We start from the raw sequence: 26,869 nt of genomic DNA, 5'->3' as shown, positions 1-26,869 counted from the left end.
TTATTTTTTACCGGTCGCCTCCACGACCTTCAGGCGATCGCCCGTCGCCTCTTTGACCATCGCTTTCCACTCCTCGCTGTAGCCCGGGAAGTCCGGCATGGCCGGAATGCCGCGCCCCTGGCCGTTGTCGGTAAATACCCCTTCGGCATCCTCCTTCTTGACATTCCCGTCGATGTATTTCACCAGCAGGTAACGATCCAGCGCCACCCATGTATCGAACAACCGCTGAGCGGTATTGACCGAATAGTCGGTCAGGAAGTCGATCGCCAGCTTCGGATTCTGTTTGTAGAGCATCTCCGCCGCGCCGTCCACCGCCGGCTGTTCGGCGAAACAGCGGTTTTCGAACCGATCCATCGCCCGTTTCACGTCCGGTTGGATGATGTTATACCGCTGATAAGCGAAATTGGTGACCCGATTCACCACCCAGAACATCGACGTTTCCGAGTAGGTCGTCATATTCCCGTTCCCCACCGCATAGGCGTTCGGAATCCGGTCGATACCGCAGTAGAACGGCGTCAGCGGCGAACCGGCCGCATCGTCCACCCCGAACCAGAGCACCCCGCCGATCGGATCGGGCAGCCATCCGCGGCATTCGCCCACATACCACCAGCCGGTCTGCTGCGTGGCAATGGCCCGTTCGTTGAAGAACTCTTCGTCGCCCACCTTGAAGGTCATCGGCCGCCAACGGTACGGCAGTTTGAAAGCGCCGGCTCCCGGATCGCAGGTCATATCGAGCTCCGTCCCTTCGTAATGGTTGCGCATGAACTCCGCCACATCCTTGACGGTCAGTTTGTGATTCGGTTTTACCCACAGCGGCAACCGGTTTTTCGGGTTCCGTCCCGTCACGTGGTCGAGGTATTTGTCCATCCCGTCGGTCACCTGGCGGAAGACGCTCCACACGCGCCCCTCGCAGCCCCGCATCCCGCTGTAGTCGAACGGGTTATAGACAGCCGCGAAGTCGAAATCCTTGTCTTTCCCGGTGTACAGCCCCGCTTCGCGCGCAAACGAGATCACGTCCGGCGAGTAGATGCAGTTTTCCGGGTCGTTCAGCGGGAACGTGGTGATCCGCGCCTGATTGGCATGCGCCGAAATCATCCCGTCCGGAATCCGCCGGGCCACCCACACAGCCCCCTTGTTCACATTCTTGCCGTCGACGATCTTCGTCCCCTTCCCGATGATTTCGAGCACCCACACCTCGTTCGGATCGGCCACCGAAATCGACTCGCCCGACGAGGCATAGCCGTACTCCGCTACCAGTTTCGTCATGAACTCGACCGCCTCGCGCGCCGTCCGACACCGCTGCAAAGCAATGTACATCAACGACCCGTAATCGATGATTCCCGTCGTGTCGACCAGTTGGTGCAGCCCGCCCCAGGTACTCTCACCGATCAAAAGCTGGTGCTCGTTCATATTCCCCACCACCGAATAGGTGTGGGCCGCCTGCGGAATCTCGCCCAGCAGTTTGCCCGAGTCCCATTCGTAGACCTTCATCATCGTCCCGGCCGGATAGTCCGCCGCCGGACGATAGTAAAGTTCGCCGTACAGCGTATGCGAGTCGGCCGAATAGCTAATCATCGTCGAACCCGTCTTCGAAGCCCCTTTGGTCACCAGAATGTTGGTGCATGCCATCGCGCTCGGGCCGCCGCTCAGCAGAGCTCCGGCCAGCAAAGCCGCGAAAAGTTTTGTTTTCTTCATCGGTATGCAGTAAATTTGTTTTGACTGTCGTGTCCGCGTCGACACGGACGCGGGAATGACAAATATACGCATAAAATCGAATCCTATGGGAACGATTGCCGAAAATCTGGCGCACATAAGGGCCGCTTTGCCCGAAACGGTCACTCTGGTGGCGGTGTCGAAATTCCATCCGGCGGAGGCCGTGCGGGAGGCGTACGACGCCGGACAACGTATCTTCGGAGAGAGCCGCCCGCAGGAGATGGTGGCCAAATACGAGACACTGCCCCGGGATATCGAGTGGCACATGATCGGCCATTTGCAGACCAATAAAGTCAAGTACATCGTACCGTTCGTGTCGTTGATCCATTCGGTGGACTCGTGGCGGCTGGCCGAGGCGATCGACCGCGAGGCGGCTAAGGCGGGACGGGTGATCGATGTGTTGTTGGAGGTGCATATCGCTCGCGAGGAGACGAAATTCGGCTGGGATACGTCCGAATTGGAACATTTTTTGCAGGACGGTTCTCTGACCGGACTCCGGAACATCCGGATCCGGGGGCTGATGGGGATGGCTTCGCTGACGGAAGATACGGCGCAGGTGAAACGTGAATTCGCGAGATTACATAGCGTTTTTACAAGCTTCAAAGAGAGATACCTGCCGCAGATCGACACCTTGTCGATGGGCATGTCGGGCGACTACCCGACGGCGATCCGGGAGGGGGCGACGATGATCCGCGTGGGAAGCAGCATCTTCGGAGACCGAAAATAGTAAACAGAATAACCTACCTAATTTATATTATGAACCGAATCAAAACGAAATATCTGGGGTTGGAACTGAACAGCCCGGTGATTCTGAGCAGCTCAGGACTGACCTCGACGCTCCAACGGATTAAAGATGCCGAAATGGCAGGAGCGGGAGCGGTCGTGCTCAAGTCGATTTTCGAAGAGCAAATTATGAACGAAGTGGCCCATGTGGATAGCTACAGCGACTATCCGGAGGCTGCGGATTATGTGCGGACTTACGTCCAGGAAAACAGTTTGGGACTGTATCTCAAGCTGATCGAAGATGCCAAACAGCAGTGCTCCATTCCGATTATCGCCAGCATCAACTGCCGGGGGATCGGCGAGTGGGTCGACTATGCCCGGGTGATCGAGGCGGCGGGGGCAGATGCGCTGGAACTCAATATTTTCCTCCTGCCGACCGACAAAGAGACCTCTTCGGACGAGATCGAACGAAATTACCTGAACATCATCGCACGGGTGAAAGAGGCGATCTCCATCCCGCTGTCGGTCAAGCTGGGAGCCGGATTCACCAATCCGCTGGCGATCGTGCGGGAGATCTATTATCGGAATGTGAAGGGGGTCGTACTCTTCAACCGGTTCTATCCCACGGACATCGACATCGAAAAGATGGCGGTCAAGGCGGGCGACATATTCAGCCATCCGTCCGAACTGTCGAACGCCTTGCGGTGGACGGCTTTGGTAAACGGCTCGCTGCCGCTGATCGACGTGGCGGTCTCTACCGGCGTACACTCGGGAACCGATGCGGTGAAGGCGCTGCTGGCTGGGGCGTCGGCCGTCGAAATCGCCAGCGCGGCGTATGAAAACGGACTGCAAGTAATCGGTGAGATGAATACCTTTATCTGCGACTGGATGAAACGGCACGAATTCCAGACCTTGCGCGACGTGACCGGGCGAATGAATGCCAAGAATATAGCCGATCCGATGCTGTACGAACGGACGCAATTCATGAAATACTACTCCAACCACGAATAAGACCTCTTTTTTGAAAGCCCCCATATATCGTCTCCACCTCCGAATTGAGTGGTGGAGACGATTTTTTATGTCGAGAAGGCTGTTGTATCTGCAAAAAAATGACAATATTTGTTCCGGTAAATACCTACCCAAACATAGTATGCAGCAGACAAAAGACGTAGTCATCCGGTTCTCAGGCGACTCGGGTGACGGTATGCAGCTGACCGGAACGCTCTTCAGCGACACCTCGGCCCTCGGGGGGAACAGCATCGCCACGTTTCCCGACTATCCGGCCGAAATTCGGGCTCCGCAGGGGACGATGGCCGGAGTCTCCGGTTTCCAGGTACATATAGGAAGCGAAAAAGTATTGACCTCGGGCGACTACTGCGACCTGCTCGTCGCGATGAACGCCGTGGCGTTGCGCGCCAATCGCAAGTGGCTGAAAAAAGGCGCCACGGTGATCGTGGACGCCGACAGCCTGACTGAGGCGACTGTCAAACGAGCCGGTTTCCAGACGCTCGATCCGTTCGAAGAGCTGGGGATTGCGGATTACAACATCATCCGCGCGCCGATCTCGTCGATGACCAAGGAGGCGCTGGCACAGACCGGGCTCGACACCAAAGCGGCGAACAAGTGTAAAAACATGTTTGCTCTGGGGATCTGTTATTGCCTTTACGACATGCCTCTGGAGCATACCGAAAATTATCTCCGCCGCAAATTCGCGAAAAAACCGGCGGTGGCGGAGGCCAATTTGCTCGCTTTGAAGGCAGGCTATAATTATGCCGCCAATACCCATATCTTCACCACCACCTATCAGGTGCCGGCGGCGGAGTTGCCCAAAGGAACCTATCGGACGATCGCGGGGAATCAGGCGACGGCCTGGGGGTTGATCGCGGCGTCTGAGAAGTCGGGGCGGCCGCTCTTCTGCGGCTCCTATCCGATCACCCCGGCGACCGCTATTCTGGAAGAACTCGCCAAGCGTAAAGACCTCGGGGTGAAGACATTGCAGGTGGAAGACGAGATCGCCGGGATTTGCACGGCCATCGGGGCTTCGTTCGCCGGGAATATGGCCGTGACCACGACCTCGGGGCCGGGGCTCTCGCTCAAGAGCGAAGCGCTCGGGCTGGCGGTGATGACCGAACTGCCGTTGGTCGTGGTCGATGTACAGCGGGGCGGACCTTCGACAGGGCTGCCGACCAAGACCGAACAGGCCGATCTCTATCAGGCATTGTGGGGGCGGAACGGAGAGTGCCCGCTGGTCGTCATGTCGGCTTGCACTCCGTCGGGGTGTTTCGATGCGGCTTTTATGGCGGCCAAAATCGCGATGGAGCATATGACGCCGGTTATCCTGCTCTCGGACGGCTATATCGCCAATGGGTCGGAAGCGTGGCGCATTCCGTCGATGAACGACTATCCGGAGATCAAACCGCCGGTGGTGACGGAGCGTCCGGAGGGCGGTTTTCTGCCTTATGTGCGCGATCCGGAGCGTCTGGCCCGGAGCTGGGCTTTACCGGGATCGCCGGGGTGCGAACACCGATTGGGCGGGTTGGAAAAACAGGACTGCATCGGCTGCTTGTCGCACGACCCGCAGAACCACCAGCGAATGGTGGAGTTGCGGGCGGAAAAAGTGGCTCGCGTGGCCAACTACATCCCGGAACAGGAGGTGTACGGCGATTCGACCGGCGGCGACCTGCTGGTGGTCGGCTGGGGCGGTACCTATGGACAGCTTCGCACGGCGGTGGATGCGATGCGGGCGGAGGGAAAAAGCGTTTCGCACTGCCACTTCAGCTACATCAATCCGCTCCCGAAAGGGACGGAGGGGATTTTTTCGAAATTCAAGCAGATCGTCGTCTGCGAATTGAACATGGGACAATTCGCCAACTACCTGCGGATGAATTTCCCCCATATCGATTTCCAACAGTACAACAAGGTGCAGGGGCTGCCGTTCACGGTAGTCGAACTGACCGAACATTTCAACACATTACTCACCCGCGCTTAGCGCGTTCGAAACTGCAGTAAAAGATCATGGTACGATATACTCCACAGGATTTCAAAAGCGACCAGGAGGTTAAATGGTGTCCGGGTTGCGGCAACCACTTTATTCTGAACGCGGTGACCAAAGCGTTGCCGGAGGTGGCCGAAGAGCTCAATTATCAGCATCAGCGGTTTACGTTCGTTTCGGGGATCGGCTGTTCGTCGCGGTTTCCGTATTATGTGCACACCTATGGGTTCCACGGAATTCACGGGCGGGCGGCGGCGATTGCCACGGGGGTGAAGGTGGCGAATCCGACGTTGTCGGTATGGGAGGTGACGGGAGACGGCGATGCGCTGGCGATCGGCGGGAACCATTTCATTCATGCCATCCGTCGGAATATCGACATCAATATCATGCTCTTCAACAACCAGATATACGGTTTGACGAAGGGGCAATATTCGCCGACGTCGCCGCTGGGAAAGGTGACGAAGACTTCGCCGTATGGCACGGTGGAACACCCGTTTTCGCCGGGTGAGATCGTACTGGGTGCGCGAGGGACGTTCTTTGCGCGGACGATCGACGTGGATGTCAATCTGACGAAAGACTGTCTAGTGGCTGCGGCGAAAAACGATGGCGCTTCGGTGGTGGAGATTTTGCAAAATTGCGTGATTTTCAACGATAAGGCTTACGACGCTTTCCTGAATAAGGAGGTGCGGGAGGACAGCACGATTGTACTCCGTCACGGCGAGCCGATGATTTTCGGGAAGAATCGGGACAAGGGGCTGATTTTGGACGGCCTGAAGTTAAAAGTCGTGAAGATCGGCGAAAACGGGATTACCCGGGCGGATATCTTGGTGCACAATGCGCATGAGCCGAATCCGGGGATTCACATGATGCTGGTGAACATGAAAGCGCCGGATATGCCGGTGGCTCTCGGGGTGATCCGGGCGGTGAAAGACCATACGTATGACGACCAAGTGCGGGATCAGTTGATCGAGGTTCGGATGCGGGCCAAGATTTTCAACATGGATCAGCTGCTGCACAGCGGCGAAACATGGGAGGTTAAATAAACCATTCGGTTGCTGTGTCTACCCGGATGGAACTGCCGCTTGTTGGCTTCGCCTTCCTCCTCGCCGCTCGGTAATTTGCAAACTGCGTTTGCATTACGCTCGCTGGCAGCGTCGGTTGAAAAAAGCGGCACCAAAACCGACGCAGCAGCCGAGTTGCCATCAAGTTTACTTGAATGGCCGAGGCGCAAGGAGGAAACCTTAAGGTAAACTTTTATGCTAGCTGCGCTACGCCTCAGGCTCCGCAGTCCTCAGTCTTCGCGATTGTTTTTGGGTCGGGGTTGTAGCGCGCCCAAAGTTTAGCTCGCATTAGCGCGCTACAACTCCCGGCCCAAAGAAGAGTCCGAGATTTGGGCCGCCGGCAGCTTGAGGATGCGTCAGCATCCGTCTAAAGTTTTTTTGGTTCTTTTTGTTCACAAAAAGAACAGTCCACTCCCGGGCAAAAAACGATAATCGAATGGCCTAAGCCTTACCCGCGCGTTTGCGATCCGTTTCAGAGAGCAAGATTTTACGCATCCGGATCGAAGTCGGCGTAATTTCCGCATATTCATCCTCCTGAATATATTCCAGCGTCTCTTCGAGCGAGAAAACCACCGGCGGCGACACCGTCGATTTTTCGTCCGAACCCGAAGCCCGCATATTCGTCAGCTTCTTCGACTTGCAGACATTCACGCAAATGTCCTCAGCCCGCGTACTCTCGCCGATCACCTGCCCGGCATAGACCTCGTCGCCCGGCGAAATAAAGAACCGGCCGCGATCCTGCAATTTACTGATCGCATACGCGAAAGCCGTACCGCTCTCCGCTGCGATGAGCGAGCCGTTGGAACGCCCTTCGATCTCGCCCCGATACGGTTCGAACCCTTTGAACCGATGCGCCACCACCGCCTCGCCCGCCGTAGCCGTCAACAGATTGCTCCGCAAGCCGATAATCCCCCGCGCCGGAATATCGAAATCCAAATGCGCCCGCTCGCCCCGATGATCGATGTGCAACAGCACCCCTTTCCGCCGCGTGGCCATCTCGATCGCCTTGCCCGCCATCTCCTCCGGCAGGTCGACCGTCAGGTGCTCGATCGGTTCGCACCGCTGCCCGTTGATGACCTTGTCCACCACCTTCGGCTGCCCCACCTGCAACTCATACCCCTCGCGCCGCATCGTCTCGATCAGGACACTGATGTGCAGCACCCCGCGTCCGAACACCCGGAACGAATCGGCCGTCGCTCCCGGCTTCACCTTCAGCGCCAGATTCTTTTCCAACTCCCGATCCAGCCGCTCCTTGATGTGCCGCGACGTCACGTACTTACCCTCCTTGCCGAAAAACGGCGAGTCGTTGATCGTGAACAACATACTCATCGTCGGCTCGTCGATCGCAATCGGCGTGAGTTGTTCCGGATTCTCGAAATCGGCGATCGTATCCCCGATCTCGAATCCGTCGATGCCCACCACCGCACAAATATCGCCGCACTGCACCTCCTCGACCTTCTCCTTGCCGAGCCCCTCGAAAGTCATCAATTCGCGGATTTTCGACTTTTCGACCGTCCCGTCGCGCTTCACCAGCGAAACGTTCTGTCCCGCCTTCAACGTCCCGCGACTCAGACGCCCCACGGCAATCCGCCCCACGTAAGGCGAATATTCGAGCGACGTAATCAACATCTGCGGCGTCCCTTCGACCACCTGAGCCGTCGGAATCTCCTCGATGATGCAGTCCAACAGCGGAATGATATCCGTCGTCGGCGTCTTCCAATCCGTAGACATCCATCCATTCTTGGCACTTCCGTAGATGGTCTTGAAATCGAGCTGCTCTTCCGTCGCATCGAGACTGAACATCAGGTCGAAAACCTGTTCGTTCACCTCGTCCGGCCGACAATTCTGCTTATCGACCTTGTTGATGACGACAATCGGTTTCAGCCCCATCTCCAACGCCTTCTGAAGCACGAACCGGGTCTGGGGCATCGTCCCCTCGAAAGCATCCACCAGCAGCAACACCCCGTCCGCCATATTGAGCACCCGTTCCACCTCGCCGCCGAAGTCGGCGTGGCCCGGCGTGTCGATGATATTGATCTTGTAGTCCTTATAATGGATCGATACGTTTTTCGCCAGAATCGTAATCCCCCGTTCGCGTTCGAGGTCGTTGTTGTCGAGAATCAAAGTCTGCGACTTCTCCTGATCCCGCACCAGCTTGGCCTGAAGGATCATTTTATCCACCATCGTCGTCTTTCCGTGGTCGACGTGCGCAATAATTGCGATGTTTTTGATTTTCTGCATCTTGTTGAAATAAATCCGCCCACCCCGTTCCACAACAGGCTGCGCGGCCACAAAAGTAGCGGTTTCGGGGCAGATTATCAGCCTGATTAGTAAAAAAAGTTGATCTTTGCAGGCATGAAACGAATCGAACGGGTATCGCTCATCGGTTTGGGAGCCGTCGGGAGCGTGGTGGCGACCCGGCTGGCCGACAGCTTGGGCGACCGCTTTACGATTATTGCCGATGCCGCACGACAAGAACGGTTGCGAAACGAAGGCCTGCTTTTCAACGGACGACGTTACGACTTCGCGCTGACCGACAAAGACGAGCCCAAAGAGCTGATTCTCATTGCCACCAAAGCCTCGGCCCTACCCGAAGCGCTCGATGCCGCTGCACCTTTCGTGGGGCCCGGAACCATCGTGCTCTCGCTGCTGAACGGTATCGAAAGCGAAGAGATGGTAGCAGCGCGTTTTCCCGAGGCTCATGTGCTCTACTCCTATTTTCTGGGCCATCCGAGTCTGCGCGAAGGGAATCGGATTACGCACGACGGAAACTTCCGCATTTATTTCGGCGAAGCGCAAAACCTCACACTGTCGCCTGAAGCCGAACGAGTCAGGCAGTTGTTCGAGCTGGCCGATATTCCGTACGAAATCCCGACGGATATGCGGTCGGCCTTGTGGCAGAAGTTCGTCATCAACATCGGTTGCAACCAGACCACTGCCCTGCTCCGCTCTCCTTACGGACACCTGCAACGCAATGACCTGGCCATGGCACTGGCCGTCGATCTGATGAACGAAGCGGCAGCTGTCGCCCGGGCGATCGGCATCGCACAGGCGGACGAGATGGTCGAGCGAGCCGTAGAGGTCATTCATGCGATGAACCCTGACGGCAAGAGCTCCATGTTGCAGGACACAGAGGCGGGTCGGCCGACCGAAATCGACATCTTCGCCGGGACGCTCTGTCGACTGGCGGACGAGCTGCGGATCCCCGTCCCGTTGAATTGGGCCGCCCTGCGAATTTTATCGGCCCAATAACAACCGATTATCAGAAATAACACCTATTTTTGTCATATATTTTCATCCAAACATCCACATAATAAATGAAGAGATTCTTTCTCGCAATCGCCGCTGTAGCAGCGCTGGTTGCCTGCTCCGGCAAAACCGGAATCGAAAAAGAGCTGGTCGGCGCTTACGACGCAAAAATGGAAGTCGTCCTTCCGGATTCGACCGACGCCGCTGCGGCGGAGATGGCGGAAGCCGTAGTGACACAAATGAAAGTCGAAATGGATTTCAAGTCCGACGGAAAAGTCACTATGGTCATGAACGGCCAACAGCACGGCGGGACTTGGGAAATGCAGGCAGACAGCAGTTTGGTGATCGTAGACCCGTCAGGCACCTTGAATTTCAAAGTCACCAAAACGGACGACGGGTTCAAACTGACCGGCGACGAGATGAGCTTTGCCCTGACTCCGAAAAAGTAGTCCGTACCGAACTCGGCGCATCGTATCATAGCAAGTGCGGTTCCTCTGTATTACCACAGGAATCGCACTGCTGTTTTATCTGGCATACAATTTGCGCGGCAACTTTTCAGTCTATCGCCTCGTTCTCATGGAAACGACTCTCGCACACCACATAGCCGCTGTGGTAGCCGGTCTGGCCAGCGGCATCGTCAGCGAAATCGGAGGAGCCGGGTCGCTCATCTCGCTGCCGATGCTGATCGGATTGGGGCTGCCTCCCAGCGTGGCCAACGGTACGAACCGGGTGGGTGTGATGACGCAATATACGATGGGATACATCCGCTATCTGACCCATCGGCCCATTCCGCACCGCGAAGCGGCCATTCTTTCGGTCACCTTAGTGCTGGGCGCCATAGCCGGCGCCTTTTTCGCCGTCCGGATCGCCGGCGTCATCTTCAACTGGATCTTCATCGGGGTGATGATCCTCACCATCCTCTTCACCTTTTTCTCGCCGCCGCCGGCCGACCGGCCCGACAAAACGGCCGATCCCGTGGGGCGGTCGCGCCTGGCGGACTACGGCATCTTTCTCCTGCTGGGACTCTACTGCGGCATGATTCAGGCCGGAATGGCCTACCTGATGTATTACGTGCTGGTCACGCGGCTCCACACCGAGACCCGAACAGCCGACGCGATCAAAACCTATATGAGTATGATCGTCACGCCGTTCGCCCTGGCCGTCTTCGTCTGGTTCGGTCACATCGACTGGGAGCTGGGCGCCTGCGTCGCTCTCGGCGGCGGATTCGGAGGCTGGGTGGGCGAAAAGTTCGTCGAACGCAAAGATACCCGGACGGTCAAAGACTGCTTCATGGTCGCCCTGATCCTGTCGGTCATCTATATGCTCCTTTTCGTCCAGCTCCATTTTCACGACGGAATCATGTATCTTTGAAATCCATCTTGATCACATCCGACATGACGACGCTTTCCGAAAAGCCGCTCGACCTGATTCGCCTCGACGACCACTCCCACCCGCTGGCCGAAGCGGCTTGGGCGATCTACGAACAGAGCTTCCCGCTCTGCGAGCAGCGTCCTTTGGCGGAACATCTGCGAGCATTGAGCGACCCGGCCTTTCATTACCACCTGTTGATCGAACGGGGCCGACTGGTCGGTCTGCTTTCGTGGTGGGACTGGGAGACCGACGAGGGGCAACGGTTCCGGTTCGGCGAACACTTCGCCATCGCGCCCGAAAAACGGGGCGGAGGATACGGTTCGCAGGCGCTGAAACTGCTTCAGGGGGACGGCTCCCGGCTGTTGTTGCTGGAGATCGACCCGCCACAGGACGAAGTCTCGCGCCGCCGCGAACGTTTTTATCTGAGCAACGGGATGTGCCCCAACTACGACTACGACCACGTCCATCCGTCGTTCCGCCCGACGACCGAACCCCATCGACTCTTTCTGATGAGCTATCCCCGACCGCTCACCGAAGCGGAATTCCGGGCTTTCCAACAATTCAACAACGAACGGGTGCTCAGCTACTCCGAACGCAAGTAATTCCGAGGCCTCCGACGCTTCTGGTAAAATTATTTTCCCACAAAACTAAAATTATAGTTGTAGTTATCGAAACTATAACTATCTTTGTAGTACCAAAAACGGAATACCGCATGAAAAAGAGAGAAAAACCGACCGAACTGACCCGGGCCGAGCTGGAGGTGATGCAGATCGTATGGCGGCTGAAGGAAGCTTTTCTGGGCGAAGTGGTCGAGGAGTTTCGCGAACCGAAACCGGCGTATACGACCGTCTCGACAGTCATCCGGACATTAGAGACCAAAGGATTTCTGGCCCATCGGGTAGTCGGGAAGAGCCACCGGTACTATCCGGCGGTGGGGCGCGACGAATACCGGTCGCACTTTATGCAGCGCGTGGTGCGCAACTTTTTCAACGATTCACCGGGGCAGGTGCTCTCGTTCCTGGCCGAAAGCGGGTCGCTGACGGTCGAACAATACGAGGAGTTGAAGCGTGTGGCCCGACAGATCGTCGAAACCGAACAGAAATAACCGAATCCGATTGTGCTATGTTTTCTCAGGGATACTGGATCGACGCTTTACTGTGTACCAGCGCTTTGTGGCTGTTTTACGCCTTCGTGCTTCACCGGCGTATTCCGCTGGGGGCGGCACGGAACTGTCTGTTGGGACTTTTTCCCGTCGGTCTGTCGCTGCCTTTGCTGCGCATACCGCTCTTACCGGCTCGGGAGGTCGCAGAGACGGTTTTTGTCGACACAACCGGATTTCCGGTACTGGAAACGATGGAGATACCGGCAGTTGCTGTACCGGCGCCTATGGAGTGGAAATTTTGGCTGGCTGTGCTGTACGGGGCCGGAGTTGTGCTGTTCGTGGCGCTTCAGGCGATCGGGATAGGGCGCGTCATGCGGCAAATCAGGCATACCCGCATCGGAGAGGTGCTCTTTTCGGACAAAGTGGCGGGGGCTTACTCCGTTTTCGGGCGCATCTTCGTCGATCGACGATTCGCAGACTCACCGATGCTGGATTCGATTCTGGCCCACGAGCGCAGCCACATCGCTTACGGACACTCGTTCGATCTGTTGTGGATGAATCTGTGGCGGGCCGTGCTGTGGTTCCATCCGGCAGCCTGGCACTGCGGCCGGTTGATCCGCGAAATTCATGAATTTCAGGCCGATCGGGCGGTACTCCGCGAGGGGAACGCCGTGGGGCCTTACATAGACCTTTTAATCGGCACGGAGGCAGGCATTTATCCCGGGACGGCCAACGCACTGTGCTATTCACTCACCAAAAAACGACTCAAAATGATGACACCTCGTGCAAACAGGAGCCGCCTCGGAGGCTACCTCCGACTGGCCTCTCTACCCCTCTTCACCGGTGCGCTGCTGGGCGCTTTCTCGCTCACGACAAAAGCTGCCGCGCCGGCTCCGTCACAACCGCAGCCCGCCGAAACCGCTTTGCCGACGGTCGATACGCTGGACTCCAAAACCCTCTTCGAAGAGCCGGTCGAAGTACGTTATCTCGACGGCCGGAAAATCCAGGAACCGGAATTCGATACGCTTCGCGAGTTGCTCGCCGAAGCCAAAACGGTGATCAAAGACGGTCCAAGCCTTAACTCCGAAACGCCACAGAAACAATCGGCAGACTCTGCCGCCGGAACAAAGACTCATCAAGTGGGGGAGATCATCACCGTGCGGGTCACTCCCAAGGCCGACACTTCGAAAGTACCGCCGATCTACATCGTCGATGGCGTCGAATGCATCAAACAGGAAGTAGAGAAACTCGACTCTGAGGAATTTGAATCCATCACGGTTCTCAAAGGAGAAACTGCCATCCGTGCATATGGCGAACGGGCACGCGGAGGGGTCATCAGCATCACGACCAAAAATGCCAAGAATTCATCGGGGCGATATGCTGTACGGACGGCTTCAACAAACGAAGTCGACAAATTAAAGCAGGAAAAAATCTCCGTTTTATCGAATAGCGGAGACGGCGCTCCGGCCCTGGCACTTTCGCAAGGTTCGCTCATCATTCAGCCTTACAATCAGAGAGATAAAAATTCAGCGACAAACTACAAAAACGGGAACGTCACGGTTTATCTGAGTAAAAAAGAACAGGAGGAGGGGGTGACGGTGGCCACGAAGCTCCTGAAAGATTGCCCCGAACGCTTCTACCTCGACAGCGAGAACAACTGGGTGCGCAATCGGAAACCGGTCAAAGTGATTCTTCACCGAGAGGCCGTCCCGACAAAAACGTCCACACCGAAGCGTCACTCTCGGGTCATCCCGGATTCGGTGCTTTTCAAAGAACTTCCCGGCAGCAGCTATCAGCGTATCGAAGACTGATACTCTCCATCAGCGGGGATTGCCTGTCGGCAATCCCCGCTTTGCCAATAATTCTCTACCTTTGCGGCCGGATATTTAGATAACCCCCAATGGTGAAAGACAAATTATGGACCGGCAGTTTCTGGGCGGCCTGCGGCGCGAACTTTCTGATGTTCTTCGCTTTCTATATGCTGCTGCCGATCCTGCCGATGTATTTGGCCGACCGGTTCGCCGTCACGAAATCGACCGCCGGGCTGATTCTTTCGTCCTACACCATCATGGCACTGCTCTTTCGGCCTTTCGCCGGGTTCATGGTGGACAGCTTCCCGCGAAAACCGCTCCTGTTGATCTGCTACACCTTTTTCATCTCCTACTTCGGCGGCTATATGCTGGCAGGCGTGCTGACGGCGTTTATCATCCTGCGGGCGACGCATGGAATGGCGTTCGGCATGGTGACCGTCTCGGTCAACACCGTGGCGATCGATGTCATGCCGGCCTCCCGACGGGGCGAAGGGATCGGCTATTTCGGCGTATCGACCAATCTGGCTATGGCCATCGGGCCGATGGCAGCCCTGATGATTCACGACGCCACGCCCGATTATAACTGGATTTTCGCGACCGCTTTGGGAATGGGATTGATCGGATTGTGCGTCGGTTCGTTCGTGCGCGAGAAGAAGACCGAAGCCGTGGGAGCCAAACAGACCTTGTCGCTCGACCGTTTCCTGCTGCTCAAAGGGATTCCGGGGGCGGTGACGACACTCTTTCTTTCGTTCGCTTACGGCGTGCTGAGCACCTATGTGGCCGTGTATGGGGTCGAAGAGGTGGGGCTGACCAGCGGAACGGGGATGTTTTTCGTCTGCCTGTCGGGCGGACTGGTCGTATCGCGCCTGATATCCGGAAAACTCATCAACCGGGGCTATCTGACGGCGGTCAGCAAGGCCGGCATAGTGCTTCTGATCGCGAGCTTCCTCTGTTTCGTTTTCCTGAAACAACCGCTGTCGTTCTACGGATGCGGCGTTTCGATCGGCGTGGGGTACGGCCTGCTCTGTCCGACGCTCCAGACGATGTTCATCAATCTGGCCCACCACAACCAACGCGGAACGGCCAATGCCACCTACCTGACTTCGTGGGATTTCGGCGTGGGATCGGGGGTTTTGTTAGGGGGGATTATCGCCCAGCACACTTCCTACTCGTCGGCTTTTCTGCTCGGCACCTTCCTGCTGTGCATCGGACTGACGCTCTTTTTGCTGTGGGCAGGCCCCTATTTCAATCGAAATAAGTTGAGGTAAACACAACCGGGGCGATTTTTTTCAAAAACTCGCCCCGGCTCTTTATTTGGTCTGTTGCAGGGTGGAAAACCGCCACCAGGCGATACACATCCACAAGGTACAAAGCCCCAAAATAATCAGATTCAGCATCACCACCCCGTTGATCCGAGACAGTTCGACCCACGTCAGGTAAGGTGCCAGCGTCACCATGAAGCTCAATGGATTGCACAGCACGAATTGCACCAACACCGTCCACAAAAACGGGTGTCGCCGGAAGAGCGCCGCCCCGGCCAGAAAAAAAGCCATCGTGGAGAGAACGTGCAATCCGTACAGACTCATCATCAGGCCCCACCAGGAAGCCCGGGAACTCTCCACAACGGATGCCCAACCCTTCGCAAACAAGGTAAACAGATCATCGAACCCCAGCCATTCCGCCCAAAACAGGTCGTTCAACCCGACAATCGCCAGCAGAATAACCGGCACGGCCACGAAATTTTTCAACACCGCCCACACGAACTTTTCGCTCTGCGCCGCCGGCACCATAAACGCCTCGACCGCCCGGCCGTGAGACGAATAGCATCTGAAACTGCGCGACAGGTTGAACATCACGGCAATCCCCCACCCTACTCCGACGATCATCCGCGGCACGATATAGCCGTACACGTCATGCACCTCCTTGCGTCCGAAAATCGTATCGGTGTTCCAGGCCATATAGATCATCAGGCAAAAGAGCAGGCAACCTCCCAGCCTCAGCCCCCAGGCGCGCCGCTCACCCACCAGTTCGGCCCGAGCCACCCGGCCCAGCCGTCTCCAGGAAAATGAATCTTTCATACGTTTCAGCCCCGATTGAAAAGATTTTTAATCGCCTCGCGATTGGCAGCCGCAGCGTTGAACAACAACTCCATATCCAACGGCGAATCCGCTCCCGCCTCGTTCGGTCGCACTCCCCATCGTCCGTGAATGGTCTCTTCGGCATACAAGGCCGGCTCGTTCTCCTCCAGCCGCACGAACTGCAACCGCCGGGTAATCTCATCCGTCGTGGCGTTCAGCAAGATTTCGCTGCCGTCGAGCACCACCACCGAGTCGATCAACCGATCCAGATCGCGCACCTGGTGGGTCGAAATCACCACCGTCCGCCCCTCATCCATCGCCGCAGCGACCACCCGCCGAAAAACGCTCTTCGACGGAATATCCAGCCCATTGGTCGGCTCGTCCATCAGCAATAACGGCGTCCGGCAGGCAAGGGCAAAAGCGATGCAGGCCTTTTTCTTCTGCCCGAGCGACATCCGATGAAACGACTGGGTCTCCGACACCTCCAACTCGCGCATCAGGTCGGCCAACTGTTCATGCGAAAAATCGGGATAAAAGCAACCGTACACCCGGGCATATTCCCGCATATTCATCCGCGGCAGGTCGAACTCCTCGGGCACCAGAAAAATCTGAGACAAAAAGGTCGGTTCGCGCCGTTTCGGCGTCCGGCCCAAGACCGACACTTCGCCCGCCTTCGGAAACAGCAATCCCGCCGTCAGTTTCAACAAAGTACTCTTCCCGGCCCCGTTTTTCCCCAGCAGACCGTAGATCGCCCCGCGACGCAGTTCGAAGTTCAACCCCCTGAACAACCATCCGTTCCGGTAGCCGAACGATACGTTTTCAAATCGGATCATGCGTTTTTCAAAGTTGATTTCGGATTACTTTTTCTGTTCCAGCGGCCTTTTCATTTTCAGCAAGAGCCACCGGCCGAAAGTCAGACCGAAGAGCGTCCAAATAACTAATTTGATGACGACTACCTCCCATCGCCAATATGATGATTGAGTGAACCCGAAATAATTGACGATCTCGGTAAAGAGCATGACACTATAAGCCCAACCCAATCCCCCGAGCACCGTCCGGCGCGTCCAGTTCTCCCTGTCGATAAGTTTCATGGCAAAGATTTTTCCTGCAAAATAGCCCTTTTTGCCCAAACCGCCAACTTATCGGCGGAAAAATTTATCTTTGTCTGCCATGCAAAACAACTCTCTTACCCGGATTCCGTGGCTCGATGTACTGCGCATCGCGGCCTGCTTTATGGTGGTCTTTGCCCACAGCGGCGACTTCTTCGTCGCCCGCTTCGATGAAGACCGGACAGCCTTTCTGTCAGGTGTCTGCTGGGGCAGCCTGATGCGCGCCTGCGTACCGTTGTTCGTCATGATCTCCGGCGTGCTGCTCCTGCCGGTTCGGACGGATATGGGCACTTTCTATCGCCGGCGACTGGGACGCATACTCGTACCGCTGCTCTTCTGGAGCCTGCTGACACCCCTTTTCTACCGGGCCTACGGACACGCCGAAGGGGCGAATGCCGTTTACTATATCGCCTCGTTTCCGCTGAACTTCAATTATGTCACCACCCCGCTGTGGTACCTCTATATGTTGGCGGGGCTCTACCTGATTCTGCCGATCGTCTCGCCGTGGGTGGCGCAGGCCTCACGGAAAGACTTGAAACGATTCCTGTACCTCTGGGGATTCACCCTCTTTATTCCTTATATCCGGGTTCTGGCCCCGTTCTTCGGCTACGTCGGCAACTACGGACACACCGGTATTTTCGGCGAGTGCGACTGGAACCCGTTCGGGACGTTCTACTATGTCAGCGGTTTTCTGGGATACCTGATTTTGGCCCACTATTTAAACCTCTACCCTTCCGGCCGGTCTAAGAAACAGATACGCATTCGATCGGCCATCTGTTTTGCGACGGGATACGCCCTGACCTGCGGCGGATACCTCTGGACACAGCGCTACTTCCCGACCGACTACGCCTACCTCGAAATCCCGTGGTTTTTCACCGGATTCAGCGTCTTTTTGATGACCTACGGCGTATTCACGGCCTTACAGACGGTTCGGATTTCGAACCCGCGGACGCAGGCCCGGCTCGGACGGTGGGCATCGCTGACCTTCGGAATCTACCTGTGCCACTTTTTCATCGTACAGGTGACATACGATTTCGTGAAACAGTACGTCGAATGGCCGCCTTACCTCCAGATACCGTTGATCGCTGCAGCGGCTTTCGCGGTTTCGGCCGGTGTGGTACGGTTATTGCAGAAACTACCTTTTCATAAATACTTAATCGGATAAAAGTCATGAAAAAAATGCTTTTTATCGCTTCGGCACTCCTGATGATCGGTGCCGGGAGCGCATGGGCCCAGGGAACAGACCTCGACAAACAGATTCCGCATGTCGAAATCAGCAGTTCGGCCGATACGGCGGTGATGCCCAATAAGTTCCGCATCGCAATCGGCATTTCGGAGGCACCGAGCAAAGGGAAGACCACCATCGCCGAGCTGGAACGATCGTTGGCCACGGCGCTCGACGCTGCCGGAGTGGACATCAAAAAACAACTGGTCATTACCAGCCAGTCCAATGCCAGCGGCAAACGGAAAGATGTCTACCAATACAAGAACTACCTCCTGACGCTGACCGAGCCGAATCAGGTGGAAGCCGTTTTCGATGCTTTGCAGACGAACGGCATATCGAACGCCTCGTTGAGCCAGAGCACGCGCAGCGATTTGCGGGAGCTTCAGGCACAGGTTCGTGTCAAGGCGATGCGGAATGCTCAGATCACCGCATCGGAACTCGCTGCTGCGCTCGGACAGCGGATCGGCAAGGCGATCTACATTCAGTCCTACTCGTCGGCTCCGGAAGCCGGTCTCGTCATGCTGCGCAGTAAGGCTGCCGGGGTGATGACCGGAAATGCCGTTCAGGACGATGCCATGTCGAACCTCCGGTTCAACGACGTGCGGGTGAACCAGAATGTCACGGTACGCTTCGTGTTGGAATAATTTAACAGATTCCACCGATTCTGTTCATCCTTTCACAAAACAGCGGGTAAATCCCGCTGTTTTTCGTATATTGCGCTCGGAAACGGAATTATGAAAAATTTTTAATAACCCTTCTATGACTTTCGACATCGAGATGATCCGGCGGCGGTATGCCACGATGCCCGACGGAGTCGATCGGGCGCGGCGGACGACCGGTCATGCCCTGACGCTGGCCGAAAAAATCCTGCTGACGCACCTCGCCGACGACACCCAGCGACCGGTTTTCCGACGCGGCGAAGACTACGTCCATTTCGCTCCGGATCGGGTGGCCATGCAGGATGCCACGGCACAGATGGCCCTGCTCCAGTTCATGAATGCCGGACGCGAGCGGGTGGCGGTGCCGACTACGGTGCACTGCGACCATCTGATTCAGGCCGACCGGGGAGCGGATGTCGATTTGGCGGCTGCCCGGGAGGTCAATCGGGAGGTCTACGACTTTTTGTCGTCGGTGTCGAACAAATACGGAATCGGATTCTGGCGGCCGGGAGCCGGGATTATTCATCAGGTGGTGCTCGAAAACTACGCCTTTCCGGGCGGGATGATGATCGGTACGGACTCGCATACGCCGAATGCCGGCGGGCTGGGGATGATCGCCGTGGGGGTCGGCGGAGCCGATGCCGCGGATGTGATGGCCGGAATGGCGTGGGAGTTGAAGATGCCGCGCATTATCGGCGTGCGGCTGACAGGGCGGCTGGGCGGCTGGACATCGCCGAAAGATGTGATTCTGAAGCTGGCAGGCATCCTGACCGTCAAAGGGGGGACGAACGCCATTATCGAATACTTCGGGCCGGGGACGGAGACCATCTCGGCGACCGGGAAAGCCACGATCTGCAACATGGGCGCGGAGGTGGGAGCGACGACCTCGCTCTTTCCGTACGACGCACGGATGGGCGACTACCTGCGGGCGACCGGGCGGAGCGACGTGGCCGAGCTGGCCGACGGAGTGGCTGCAAGTTGTTTGCAGGCGGACGCTACGGTGCTGGAGCATCCGGAACGGTACTACGACCGGGTGATCGAGATCGATCTTTCGACGCTGGAACCGTACATCAACGGGCCGTTCACGCCGGATGCGGCGGCACCGATCTCGGAATTCGTGCGTATGGCTCGCGAAAAGGGCTATCCGGAACGGATGGAGGTCGGACTGATCGGCTCGTGCACCGACTCCTCTTACGAAGACATGACCCGGGCGGCGTCGGTGGCGCGACAAGCGGCGGAGAAATGTTTGACCGTTCAGGCGCAATACATCGTGACGCCGGGATCGGAGCAGGTGCGCTACACGGCGGAGCGGGACGGACTGTTGCGCGATTTCGAAGCGATCGGCGGCATCGTCATGGCGAATGCGTGCGGGGCCTGCATCGGGCAGTGGAAACGACATACGGACGATTCGACACGGGCGAATTCGATCGTCACCAGCTTTAACCGGAACTTCGCGGCGCGGAACGACGGAAATCCGAAAACCCATGCTTTTATCGCCTCGCCGGAGGTGGTGACGGCTATGACGATTGCGGGACGCATTACCTTCAACCCGCTGACCGACACGATACCCGACAAGGAGGGAAAAGCGGTGCGGTTGGATGCGCCGACGGGCCGGGAGCTGCCGGCCGCAGGGTTCGCAGTGGACGATCCGGGTTATCAGGCGCCGGCGGCGGACGGGACGGATGTGACGGTGGTTATCGCGCCGGATTCTCAACGGCTGCAACGGCTGGAGCCGTTCGCGGCATGGGACGGAGAAGATTTCGAGGGGCTGCGACTGCTGATCAAAACGCGGGGGAAATGCACCACCGACCATATCTCGATGGCCGGGCCCTGGCTCAGGTTTCGCGGGCACCTCGAAAACATTTCGGACAACTTGTTGATGGGGGCGACCAACGCTTTCGCGACGGAGGGACGGGATGCGGTGAACTGCGTATTGAATCCGACTCTACCGGGGCAGACATACGACAAGGTCTCGGCTGTAGCGAAGGACTATAAGGCCAAGGGGGTGGAAAGCATCGTGGTGGCGCAGGAAAACTACGGCGAGGGTTCGTCGCGGGAGCATGCAGCGATGGAGCCTCGGTTTTTGGGGGTAAAAGCGGTGCTGGCGCAGTCGTTCGCCCGGATCCACGAGACCAACCTCAAGAAACAGGGCATTCTGGCCTTGACTTTCGCCCATAAGGCGGACTGGGAGAAGGTGCGGGAAGACGATACGATTTCGATACTCGGACTGAAAGACTTTGCACCGGGGGTTCCGATGACCGTCGTGTTGCAACACGCGGACGGGACTACCGAAAGTTTCGAGGCCGAACATACTTATAACGAGCTGCAAATTGCCTGGTTCCGGGCGGGGAGCGCACTCAACTTACTGAGCAAAAAAACGAACGCATAATGAATAAAATCACCATCAGCAACGGAGTTTTGGAGGTGCCGGACAAACCGGTCATTCCTTTTATCGAGGGGGACGGCATCGGAGTGGATATCTGGCCGGCGACGCGGCGAATAGTCGACGCGGCAGTCGCGGCTTGTTACGGCGGGCAACGGCAGATCGAGTGGCGGGAGGTGCTGGCTGGTCAAAAAGCGTTCGACCGGACGGGCGAATGGCTCCCGGCTGAGACACTGGAGATTTTTCGAGAGTACCTCGTGGGGATCAAAGGGCCGCTGACCACGCCGATCGGCGGAGGGATTCGGTCGTTGAACGTCGCTTTGCGGCAGGAGCTCGATTTGTACGTCTGCCAGCGTCCGACCCGTTATTTCCAGGGGGTCGTGACACCGCTCAAGCGGCCGCAGGATGTCGACATGGTGATTTTCCGGGAGAATACGGAGGATATTTACGCCGGAATCGAGTGGCAGACGGGAACGCCCGAGGCGATCAGGTTGCGGGAATTTCTGATCAACGAGATGGGGGTTCGGAAGATTCGCTTTCCGGAGAGTTCGTCGTTCGGCATCAAACCGGTCTCTCGGGAGGGGACGGAACGGCTCGTGCGGGCGGCGATTCGGTATGCGATCGACCATCGCCTGCCGTCGGTGACTTTGGTGCACAAGGGGAATATCATGAAGTTCACCGAGGGTTCCTTCAAGAATTGGGGGTACGAGTTGGCGGAACGGGAGTTCGGCGGACAGACCTTCACTTGGGCCGAGTGGGAACGGATTAAAAAAGCGGAGGGGGAAGAGGCTGCGAATACGGCTCAGACGGCGGCTGTGAACGCGGGCAAAGTCATTATCAAAGATGCCATTGCCGACGCTTTCCTACAGTGGACGCTGCTCAAACCGCGGGAGTTCTCGGTGATCGCCACCCTGAACCTGAACGGGGACTATATTTCGGATCAGCTGGCCGCCATGGTCGGCGGCATCGGGATCGCGCCGGGGGCCAATATCAACTACACCACGGGACATGCCATTTTCGAGGCCACGCACGGGACGGCGCCGATCCATGCCGGGAAGAACAAGGCCAATCCCTGCTCGCTCCTGCTCTCGGCGGTCATGATGCTCCAATACATGGGATGGGCGGAGGCCGGAGAGGCTATTATACGGGCCATGGAGAGCGCATTCGTCGAGGGAAAAGCGACCTACGATCTGGTTCGTTTTATGGAGAACGGCACCCGGCTCTCGACCAGCGAATTTGCCGATCTGTTGATCGCGAAAATTAACGACAAAGGAGATGAATAAAGACTATCTGATATACAAGCTCTCGGAAACCGTCAAGGAGACTTCGCGGATCGAAAACGACCTCTTCAAATGCTTCGGCGTGAAACGCGGGCTGCGGAATGAGGATCACTCGGGGGTGCTGGTCGGCTTGACCAACATCGGCGACGTGGTGGGCTACGAACGGCTGGCCGACGGCAAAGGCCTGAAAGCCATTCCCGGCAAACTGCTCTACCGGGGGATCGACGTGGCCGATCTCGTGCACGGCGTCCAGGACGAAGAGCGGTTAGGATATGAGGAGACGGCCTTTTTGCTGCTCTCGGGCTACCTGCCGGACAGGGAGGAACTGGACACCTTCACCAACCTGCTGAACGAACAGATGGTCTTGCGCCATGCGGCGAAGATGAACATCCTGCAACTCTACGGGAACGACATCATGAACATTCTGGCGCGGTCGGTACTGGTGCTCTACGCTTTCGACGAGAATCCGGACGACACCTCACGCGACAATCTGGTGCGTCAGTCGGTCGACCTCATCGCGAAATTTCCATCGATCATCGCTTATGCCTACCATACGATGAACCACAACAAGAACGGCGGGTCGCTGCACATCCGGATTCCGAAGCCGGGATTTTCGCTGGCCGAAAACTTCATCTACATGATGAAAGGATCGAAAGGATACACACCCTTAGATGTCAAAGTACTGGACTTGTGTCTGATTCTGCATGCGGAACATGGCGGGGGGAACAACTCGACCTTCACGACGCGGGTGACGAGTTCGTCGGGAACGGACACCTACTCTTCGATCGCAGCGGCGATCGGTTCGCTGAAAGGGCCGTTGCACGGGGGAGCCAATTTGCAGGTCATCGACATGTTCGCCCACTTGCGCGAGGTGATCTCGGACTGGACGGACGAGGCGGAGATCAAGGCTTACCTGATGCGGATGCTGCGCAAGGAGGTGTACGACAAGAAGGGATTGATTTACGGGATCGGACATGCGGTCTACACGATTTCCGATCCGCGGGCCCTGCTGCTCAAGGAGATGGCACGTTCGCTGGCCCAGGAAAAGGGACGGGAGAAGGAGTTCGCTTTTCTCGAATCCGTCGAACGGCTGGCCGTGGAGAGCTTCATGGAGTTCAAAGGCAACTCGGTGAACAAAAAGGTGTGCGCCAATGTGGACTTCTATTCGGGCTTCGTGTACGACATGATCGGATTGCCGCGGGAGGTCTACACCCCGTTGTTCGCCATGTCGCGTATCGCCGGATGGGTGGCACACCGGACAGAGGAGCTGAATTTCGACAGTCGACGCATTATCCGGCCAGCCTATAAGAATGTCGCACCGGCGACGGAATACAGTCCGTTGGAGAAACGGTAATTTCGCGGGTCTCGCACCCTGCGAAATGCAAGCGCGGCTCTTCCCATAACGGAAAGAGCCGCGCTTCGTTTTTCTGCATCCCCCTACACCAGCCGCGCCAACATATTCTTCACATTGTTCGCAATCCGCTCCTCCGTAGCCGGTTCCACATCGCGGTCGAACTTCTCGCCCGTAATGTGTTCGTACAGTTCGATATACCGTTCGCTCACGCTATCCACGAACGCATCCGTCAGCTCCGGCATCACATCCCCCTTGCGCCCCTGGAACCCGTGTTCCATCAGCCATTCGCGGACGAACTCTTTGGAGAGCTGCCGTTGCTGCTCGCCTCGGTCGAACCGTTCCTGATAGCCGTCAGCATAGAAATAACGCGAACTGTCCGGCGTATGCACCTCGTCGATCAGGTAAATCTCGCCGTCTTTCTTGCCGAACTCGTACTTCGTATCCACGAGGATCAAACCGTGTTGAGCCGCAATCTCCGTCCCGCGTTCGAAGAGCTGCATGGCATATTTTTCGAGCACCGCATAATCCTCCGCTGAAACCAGTCCCCGGGCAATAATATCCTCTTTCGAAATATTCTCGTCATGAAGCCCCAGCTCCGCTTTCGTGGTCGGTGTGATAATGGGTTTCTCGAATTTCTGGTGTTCGCGCATCTCCTCCGGCAGCGGCACTCCGCAGATCGACCGGGCCCCGGCCTTGTAATCCCGCCACGAACTCCCCGTCAAATAGCCCCGGACGATCATCTCCACGGCAAACGGCTGGCATTTGTACCCCACCGTCACCATCGGATCGGGCGAAGCGATCTTCCAGTTCGGACAAATATCGGTCGTCGCGTCCAACGCCTTGGCCGCAATCTGGTTCAACACCTGTCCCTTGAACGGAATCCCTTTCGGCAACACCACATCGAACGCCGAGATGCGGTCGGTGACCACCATGGCCAAATATTTGTCATCGATGTCGTACACATCGCGCACTTTGCCTTCGTACAAAGATTTCTGACCGTCGAAGTGCAGATCGGTCTTTACCAATGCTTTCGCCATTTTTATGACTATGTGAAATTTAGTATGTGTCTCTATCGCATCAATCCCGCGGCGCCCCGTGTTTCTCGAACGCCTGCACGATGTGTTTGACCAATTCGTGCCGCACGATATCCTGCTTGTCGAACTCCACGACCCCGATTCCCTTGATTCCGCGCAGCATCCCGATGGCAGGCATCAGCCCTGAATCTCCCTGATGGGGCAAATCGACCTGCGTGACATCTCCGGTCACGATAAATTTCGCATTGCGCCCCATCCGGGTCAGAAACATCTTGATCTGCGACAACAGGGTGTTCTGCGCCTCGTCCAGAATCACGAAGGCGTTGTCCAGCGTCCGTCCGCGCATATAGGCCAGCGGCGCAATCTGCACAATCCCCTCGGCCATATAGTCCTGCAACTTCTTCGGGGGAATCATGTCGTTCAGGGCGTCATACAGCGGCTGCAAATAAGGATCGAGTTTCTCCTTCATATCCCCCGGCAAAAAGCCCAGCTTCTCGCCCGCCTCCACCGCCGGACGGGTCAGGATAATCCGCCGCACCTCCTTATTTTTCAAGGCACGCACCGCCAGCGCGATCGCCGTATAGGTTTTCCCGCTCCCCGCCGGCCCGACGGCGAACAGGAGGTCGTTTTTCGCATACAGCTCCACCAACTTCCTCTGGTTAGTCGTCCGGGCACGAACGATATTTCCGTTGTTCCCATAGACGATGACATCCTCCGTCCCCGCCGCCGTATCGCCCTCTCCCGCCACAGGACGCCGATCGACGGTCGGCACATCGAAAATCTGATCCAGCACCTCCGGCGAAAGATGCCCATAGCGCCGAAAATAGGCGACCAACTGCGCAAACCGCTCTTCAAAACGGGCGATCTGCTCCTCCGACCCCAGTAACTTCAACGTCCCGCCCCTCGCCACGATTTTCAATTCGGGGAACTTCCCCACCAGACGATGGAAATTGACATCCGCCGCCCCGTAAAAATCCGCCGGGTCGATCGTTCCGTCGAGATCTATGATCTTTTCGCCCATAAAAACCAGAAACAGCTCTATTTCAGAATCATATAGCCGATCGAAATCGCCACTTTCTGCTCTTTGACCTTCAGACCGGAGATATAATCTTCCGCTCCCCGCTGCTGATTGGCGATTTTCGAGAAGTTGCCGCAATACCGCGCATCGATGGTCAATCGCCCGAGATCGACCCCGACACCCGCCTGATAGCCCATCACGAAGTTATCGAGTCGCGGAGCCACTTTCGTCTCTTTCAATCCGACGTTCATCACCTCGTCCATCGGAAAACGGAACGACGGCCCGGCCATCAGCCGCACGATCGAAAATTTCCATCCCACCAGAACCGGCACCTCGATCCAGTTGGAGCGTACTTTCAGTTTATCGTTCGTAACAGTTCCGTCCGCCGCCTTCGTTTCGACCGGGAACGATCCGCTGGTACGGCTGTAGACCACCTCCGGCTGGATCAGGAAGCCCAGCGGAAGCCGCACCCGCGCCTGGAGCCCGATTTCGAACCCCGGCTTGGTGCTGCTTTCGGAATAACGATCCCGATCGGCCGACGAAAAGGTGTACTTCAAATCCGAGCTATTGATCAACAGGCCGCCTTTCACCCCGAACTGTACGGGCGATGCGGCATGCACGCCGCTCAGCGCAGCCACGCAAAAACAGATAGAGAGCAATGTTTTCTTCATCATGCGAAATAAAAATAACGGGGCAAATATACTCCA

Annotated in this window: 24 protein-coding genes; 16 read left to right on the top strand and 8 right to left on the bottom strand. The window is 57.0% G+C overall.

The features are described from left to right. Positions 1-1,695, bottom strand: coding sequence for a dipeptidase (locus Q9S52_RS01030; RefSeq protein ID WP_294592275.1), 1,695 nt, complete (start codon positions 1,693-1,695; stop codon positions 1-3). Between the two features lie 55 nt (positions 1,696-1,750). Here Q9S52_RS01030 and Q9S52_RS01025 point away from each other — a divergent pair, with 55 nt between their 5' ends. From Q9S52_RS01025 to Q9S52_RS01010, 4 genes are all read left to right on the top strand, one after another. After that, entirely contained in the window at positions 1,751-2,440 is a 690-nt protein-coding gene (locus Q9S52_RS01025) for a YggS family pyridoxal phosphate-dependent enzyme (protein ID WP_304707801.1), read from the top strand. Between the two features lie 29 nt (positions 2,441-2,469). After that, complete coding sequence (locus tag Q9S52_RS01020) at positions 2,470-3,447, top strand: dihydroorotate dehydrogenase-like protein (RefSeq protein ID WP_297624869.1); 978 nt, start codon at positions 2,470-2,472, stop codon at positions 3,445-3,447. 139 nt (positions 3,448-3,586) lie between these two features. Continuing rightward, a complete protein-coding gene (locus Q9S52_RS01015) occupies positions 3,587-5,425 on the top strand; it encodes a 2-oxoacid:acceptor oxidoreductase subunit alpha (RefSeq protein WP_298080536.1) in 1,839 nt (612 codons plus the stop codon). A gap of 26 nt (positions 5,426-5,451) precedes the next feature. Beyond that, a complete protein-coding gene (locus Q9S52_RS01010) occupies positions 5,452-6,471 on the top strand; it encodes a 2-oxoacid:ferredoxin oxidoreductase subunit beta (protein WP_294592287.1) in 1,020 nt (339 codons plus the stop codon). Between the two features lie 459 nt (positions 6,472-6,930). Here the strand turns inward: Q9S52_RS01010 and typA are convergent, their stop codons facing one another. Then, a complete protein-coding gene (typA, locus tag Q9S52_RS01005) occupies positions 6,931-8,730 on the bottom strand; it encodes a translational GTPase TypA (protein ID WP_304707793.1) in 1,800 nt (599 codons plus the stop codon). 114 nt (positions 8,731-8,844) lie between these two features. On the opposite strand from typA, the gene Q9S52_RS01000 reads away from it, so the two are divergent. From Q9S52_RS01000 to Q9S52_RS00970, 7 genes are all read left to right on the top strand, one after another. Beyond that, positions 8,845-9,741 (top strand): ketopantoate reductase family protein, encoded by an 897-nt coding sequence (locus Q9S52_RS01000; RefSeq protein WP_304707791.1) that lies wholly within the window; start codon positions 8,845-8,847, stop codon positions 9,739-9,741. A gap of 65 nt (positions 9,742-9,806) precedes the next feature. Beyond that, on the top strand, positions 9,807-10,187 hold the full coding sequence (locus Q9S52_RS00995; RefSeq protein WP_304707789.1) for a hypothetical protein: 381 nt from the start codon (positions 9,807-9,809) through the stop codon (positions 10,185-10,187). Between the two features lie 127 nt (positions 10,188-10,314). After that, a complete protein-coding gene (locus Q9S52_RS00990; protein ID WP_304707787.1) occupies positions 10,315-11,109 on the top strand; it encodes a sulfite exporter TauE/SafE family protein in 795 nt (264 codons plus the stop codon). Continuing rightward, positions 11,106-11,711 (top strand): GNAT family N-acetyltransferase, encoded by a 606-nt coding sequence (locus Q9S52_RS00985; protein WP_304707785.1) that lies wholly within the window; start codon positions 11,106-11,108, stop codon positions 11,709-11,711. The genes Q9S52_RS00990 and Q9S52_RS00985 overlap by 4 nt, the downstream gene beginning before the upstream one ends. 110 nt (positions 11,712-11,821) lie before the next feature. Further along, the gene (locus Q9S52_RS00980; protein WP_304707783.1) at positions 11,822-12,214 is read left to right on the top strand and encodes a BlaI/MecI/CopY family transcriptional regulator; all 393 of its coding nucleotides are present in this window, start codon (positions 11,822-11,824) and stop codon (positions 12,212-12,214) included. Between the two features lie 17 nt (positions 12,215-12,231). Next, entirely contained in the window at positions 12,232-14,022 is a 1,791-nt protein-coding gene (locus Q9S52_RS00975; RefSeq protein WP_304707781.1) for a hypothetical protein, read from the top strand. Between the two features lie 89 nt (positions 14,023-14,111). Beyond that, positions 14,112-15,290, top strand: a complete 1,179-nt coding sequence (locus Q9S52_RS00970) for an MFS transporter (RefSeq protein ID WP_304707779.1) — start codon at positions 14,112-14,114, stop codon at positions 15,288-15,290. A 42-nt stretch (positions 15,291-15,332) separates the two neighbouring features. Here Q9S52_RS00970 and Q9S52_RS00965 read toward each other — a convergent pair whose 3' ends face one another. The 3 genes from Q9S52_RS00965 to Q9S52_RS00955 are packed head-to-tail and all read right to left on the bottom strand — an operon-like array spanning position 15,333 to position 17,191. Beyond that, entirely contained in the window at positions 15,333-16,100 is a 768-nt protein-coding gene (locus Q9S52_RS00965) for a hypothetical protein (RefSeq protein ID WP_304707777.1), read from the bottom strand. 5 nt (positions 16,101-16,105) lie between these two features. Further along, positions 16,106-16,933 (bottom strand): ATP-binding cassette domain-containing protein, encoded by an 828-nt coding sequence (locus Q9S52_RS00960; protein ID WP_304707775.1) that lies wholly within the window; start codon positions 16,931-16,933, stop codon positions 16,106-16,108. 24 nt (positions 16,934-16,957) lie between these two features. After that, positions 16,958-17,191: a hypothetical protein gene (locus tag Q9S52_RS00955; RefSeq protein ID WP_297624835.1), complete on the bottom strand. Its 234-nt coding sequence runs from the start codon at positions 17,189-17,191 to the stop codon at positions 16,958-16,960. Positions 17,192-17,270: 79 nt separating this feature from the next. Between Q9S52_RS00955 and Q9S52_RS00950 the strand changes: the two genes are divergently transcribed. The 5 genes from Q9S52_RS00950 (at position 17,271) to Q9S52_RS00930 (ending at position 24,110) form a co-directional block, all read left to right on the top strand. After that, entirely contained in the window at positions 17,271-18,374 is a 1,104-nt protein-coding gene (locus tag Q9S52_RS00950) for an acyltransferase (RefSeq protein WP_297624832.1), read from the top strand. 5 nt (positions 18,375-18,379) lie between these two features. After that, positions 18,380-19,078 carry an SIMPL domain-containing protein gene (locus tag Q9S52_RS00945; RefSeq protein WP_297624830.1) on the top strand — a complete coding sequence of 233 codons (699 nt, stop codon included), beginning with the start codon at positions 18,380-18,382 and terminating at the stop codon, positions 19,076-19,078. A gap of 115 nt (positions 19,079-19,193) precedes the next feature. Next, on the top strand, positions 19,194-21,482 hold the full coding sequence (locus Q9S52_RS00940) for an aconitate hydratase (protein WP_304707772.1): 2,289 nt from the start codon (positions 19,194-19,196) through the stop codon (positions 21,480-21,482). Then, positions 21,482-22,759, top strand: coding sequence for an NADP-dependent isocitrate dehydrogenase (gene icd, locus Q9S52_RS00935; RefSeq protein ID WP_294591208.1), 1,278 nt, complete (start codon positions 21,482-21,484; stop codon positions 22,757-22,759). Before Q9S52_RS00940 ends, icd begins: the two co-directional genes overlap by 1 nt. Next, complete coding sequence (locus tag Q9S52_RS00930; protein ID WP_300828168.1) at positions 22,752-24,110, top strand: citrate synthase; 1,359 nt, start codon at positions 22,752-22,754, stop codon at positions 24,108-24,110. The genes icd and Q9S52_RS00930 overlap by 8 nt, the downstream gene beginning before the upstream one ends. 83 nt (positions 24,111-24,193) lie before the next feature. Here the strand turns inward: Q9S52_RS00930 and Q9S52_RS00925 are convergent, their stop codons facing one another. From Q9S52_RS00925 to Q9S52_RS00915, 3 genes are read right to left on the bottom strand one after another with little or no spacing between them, the layout of a single operon-like run. After that, positions 24,194-25,147 carry a phosphoribosylaminoimidazolesuccinocarboxamide synthase gene (locus Q9S52_RS00925; RefSeq protein ID WP_304707768.1) on the bottom strand — a complete coding sequence of 318 codons (954 nt, stop codon included), beginning with the start codon at positions 25,145-25,147 and terminating at the stop codon, positions 24,194-24,196. Between the two features lie 40 nt (positions 25,148-25,187). Then, positions 25,188-26,165, bottom strand: coding sequence for a PhoH family protein (locus Q9S52_RS00920; protein ID WP_304707766.1), 978 nt, complete (start codon positions 26,163-26,165; stop codon positions 25,188-25,190). A gap of 17 nt (positions 26,166-26,182) precedes the next feature. Then, complete coding sequence (locus Q9S52_RS00915; RefSeq protein ID WP_300400007.1) at positions 26,183-26,836, bottom strand: porin family protein; 654 nt, start codon at positions 26,834-26,836, stop codon at positions 26,183-26,185. Between the last annotated feature and the right edge of the window lie 33 nt (positions 26,837-26,869).

This window comes from uncultured Rikenella sp. (assembly GCF_948810725.1).
In the GTDB taxonomy this organism is placed as follows: Bacteria; Bacteroidota; Bacteroidia; order Bacteroidales; family Rikenellaceae; genus Rikenella.
Note: the sequence above shows the minus strand (reverse complement) of the source record. Positions and strands in the feature narration are given on the sequence as shown.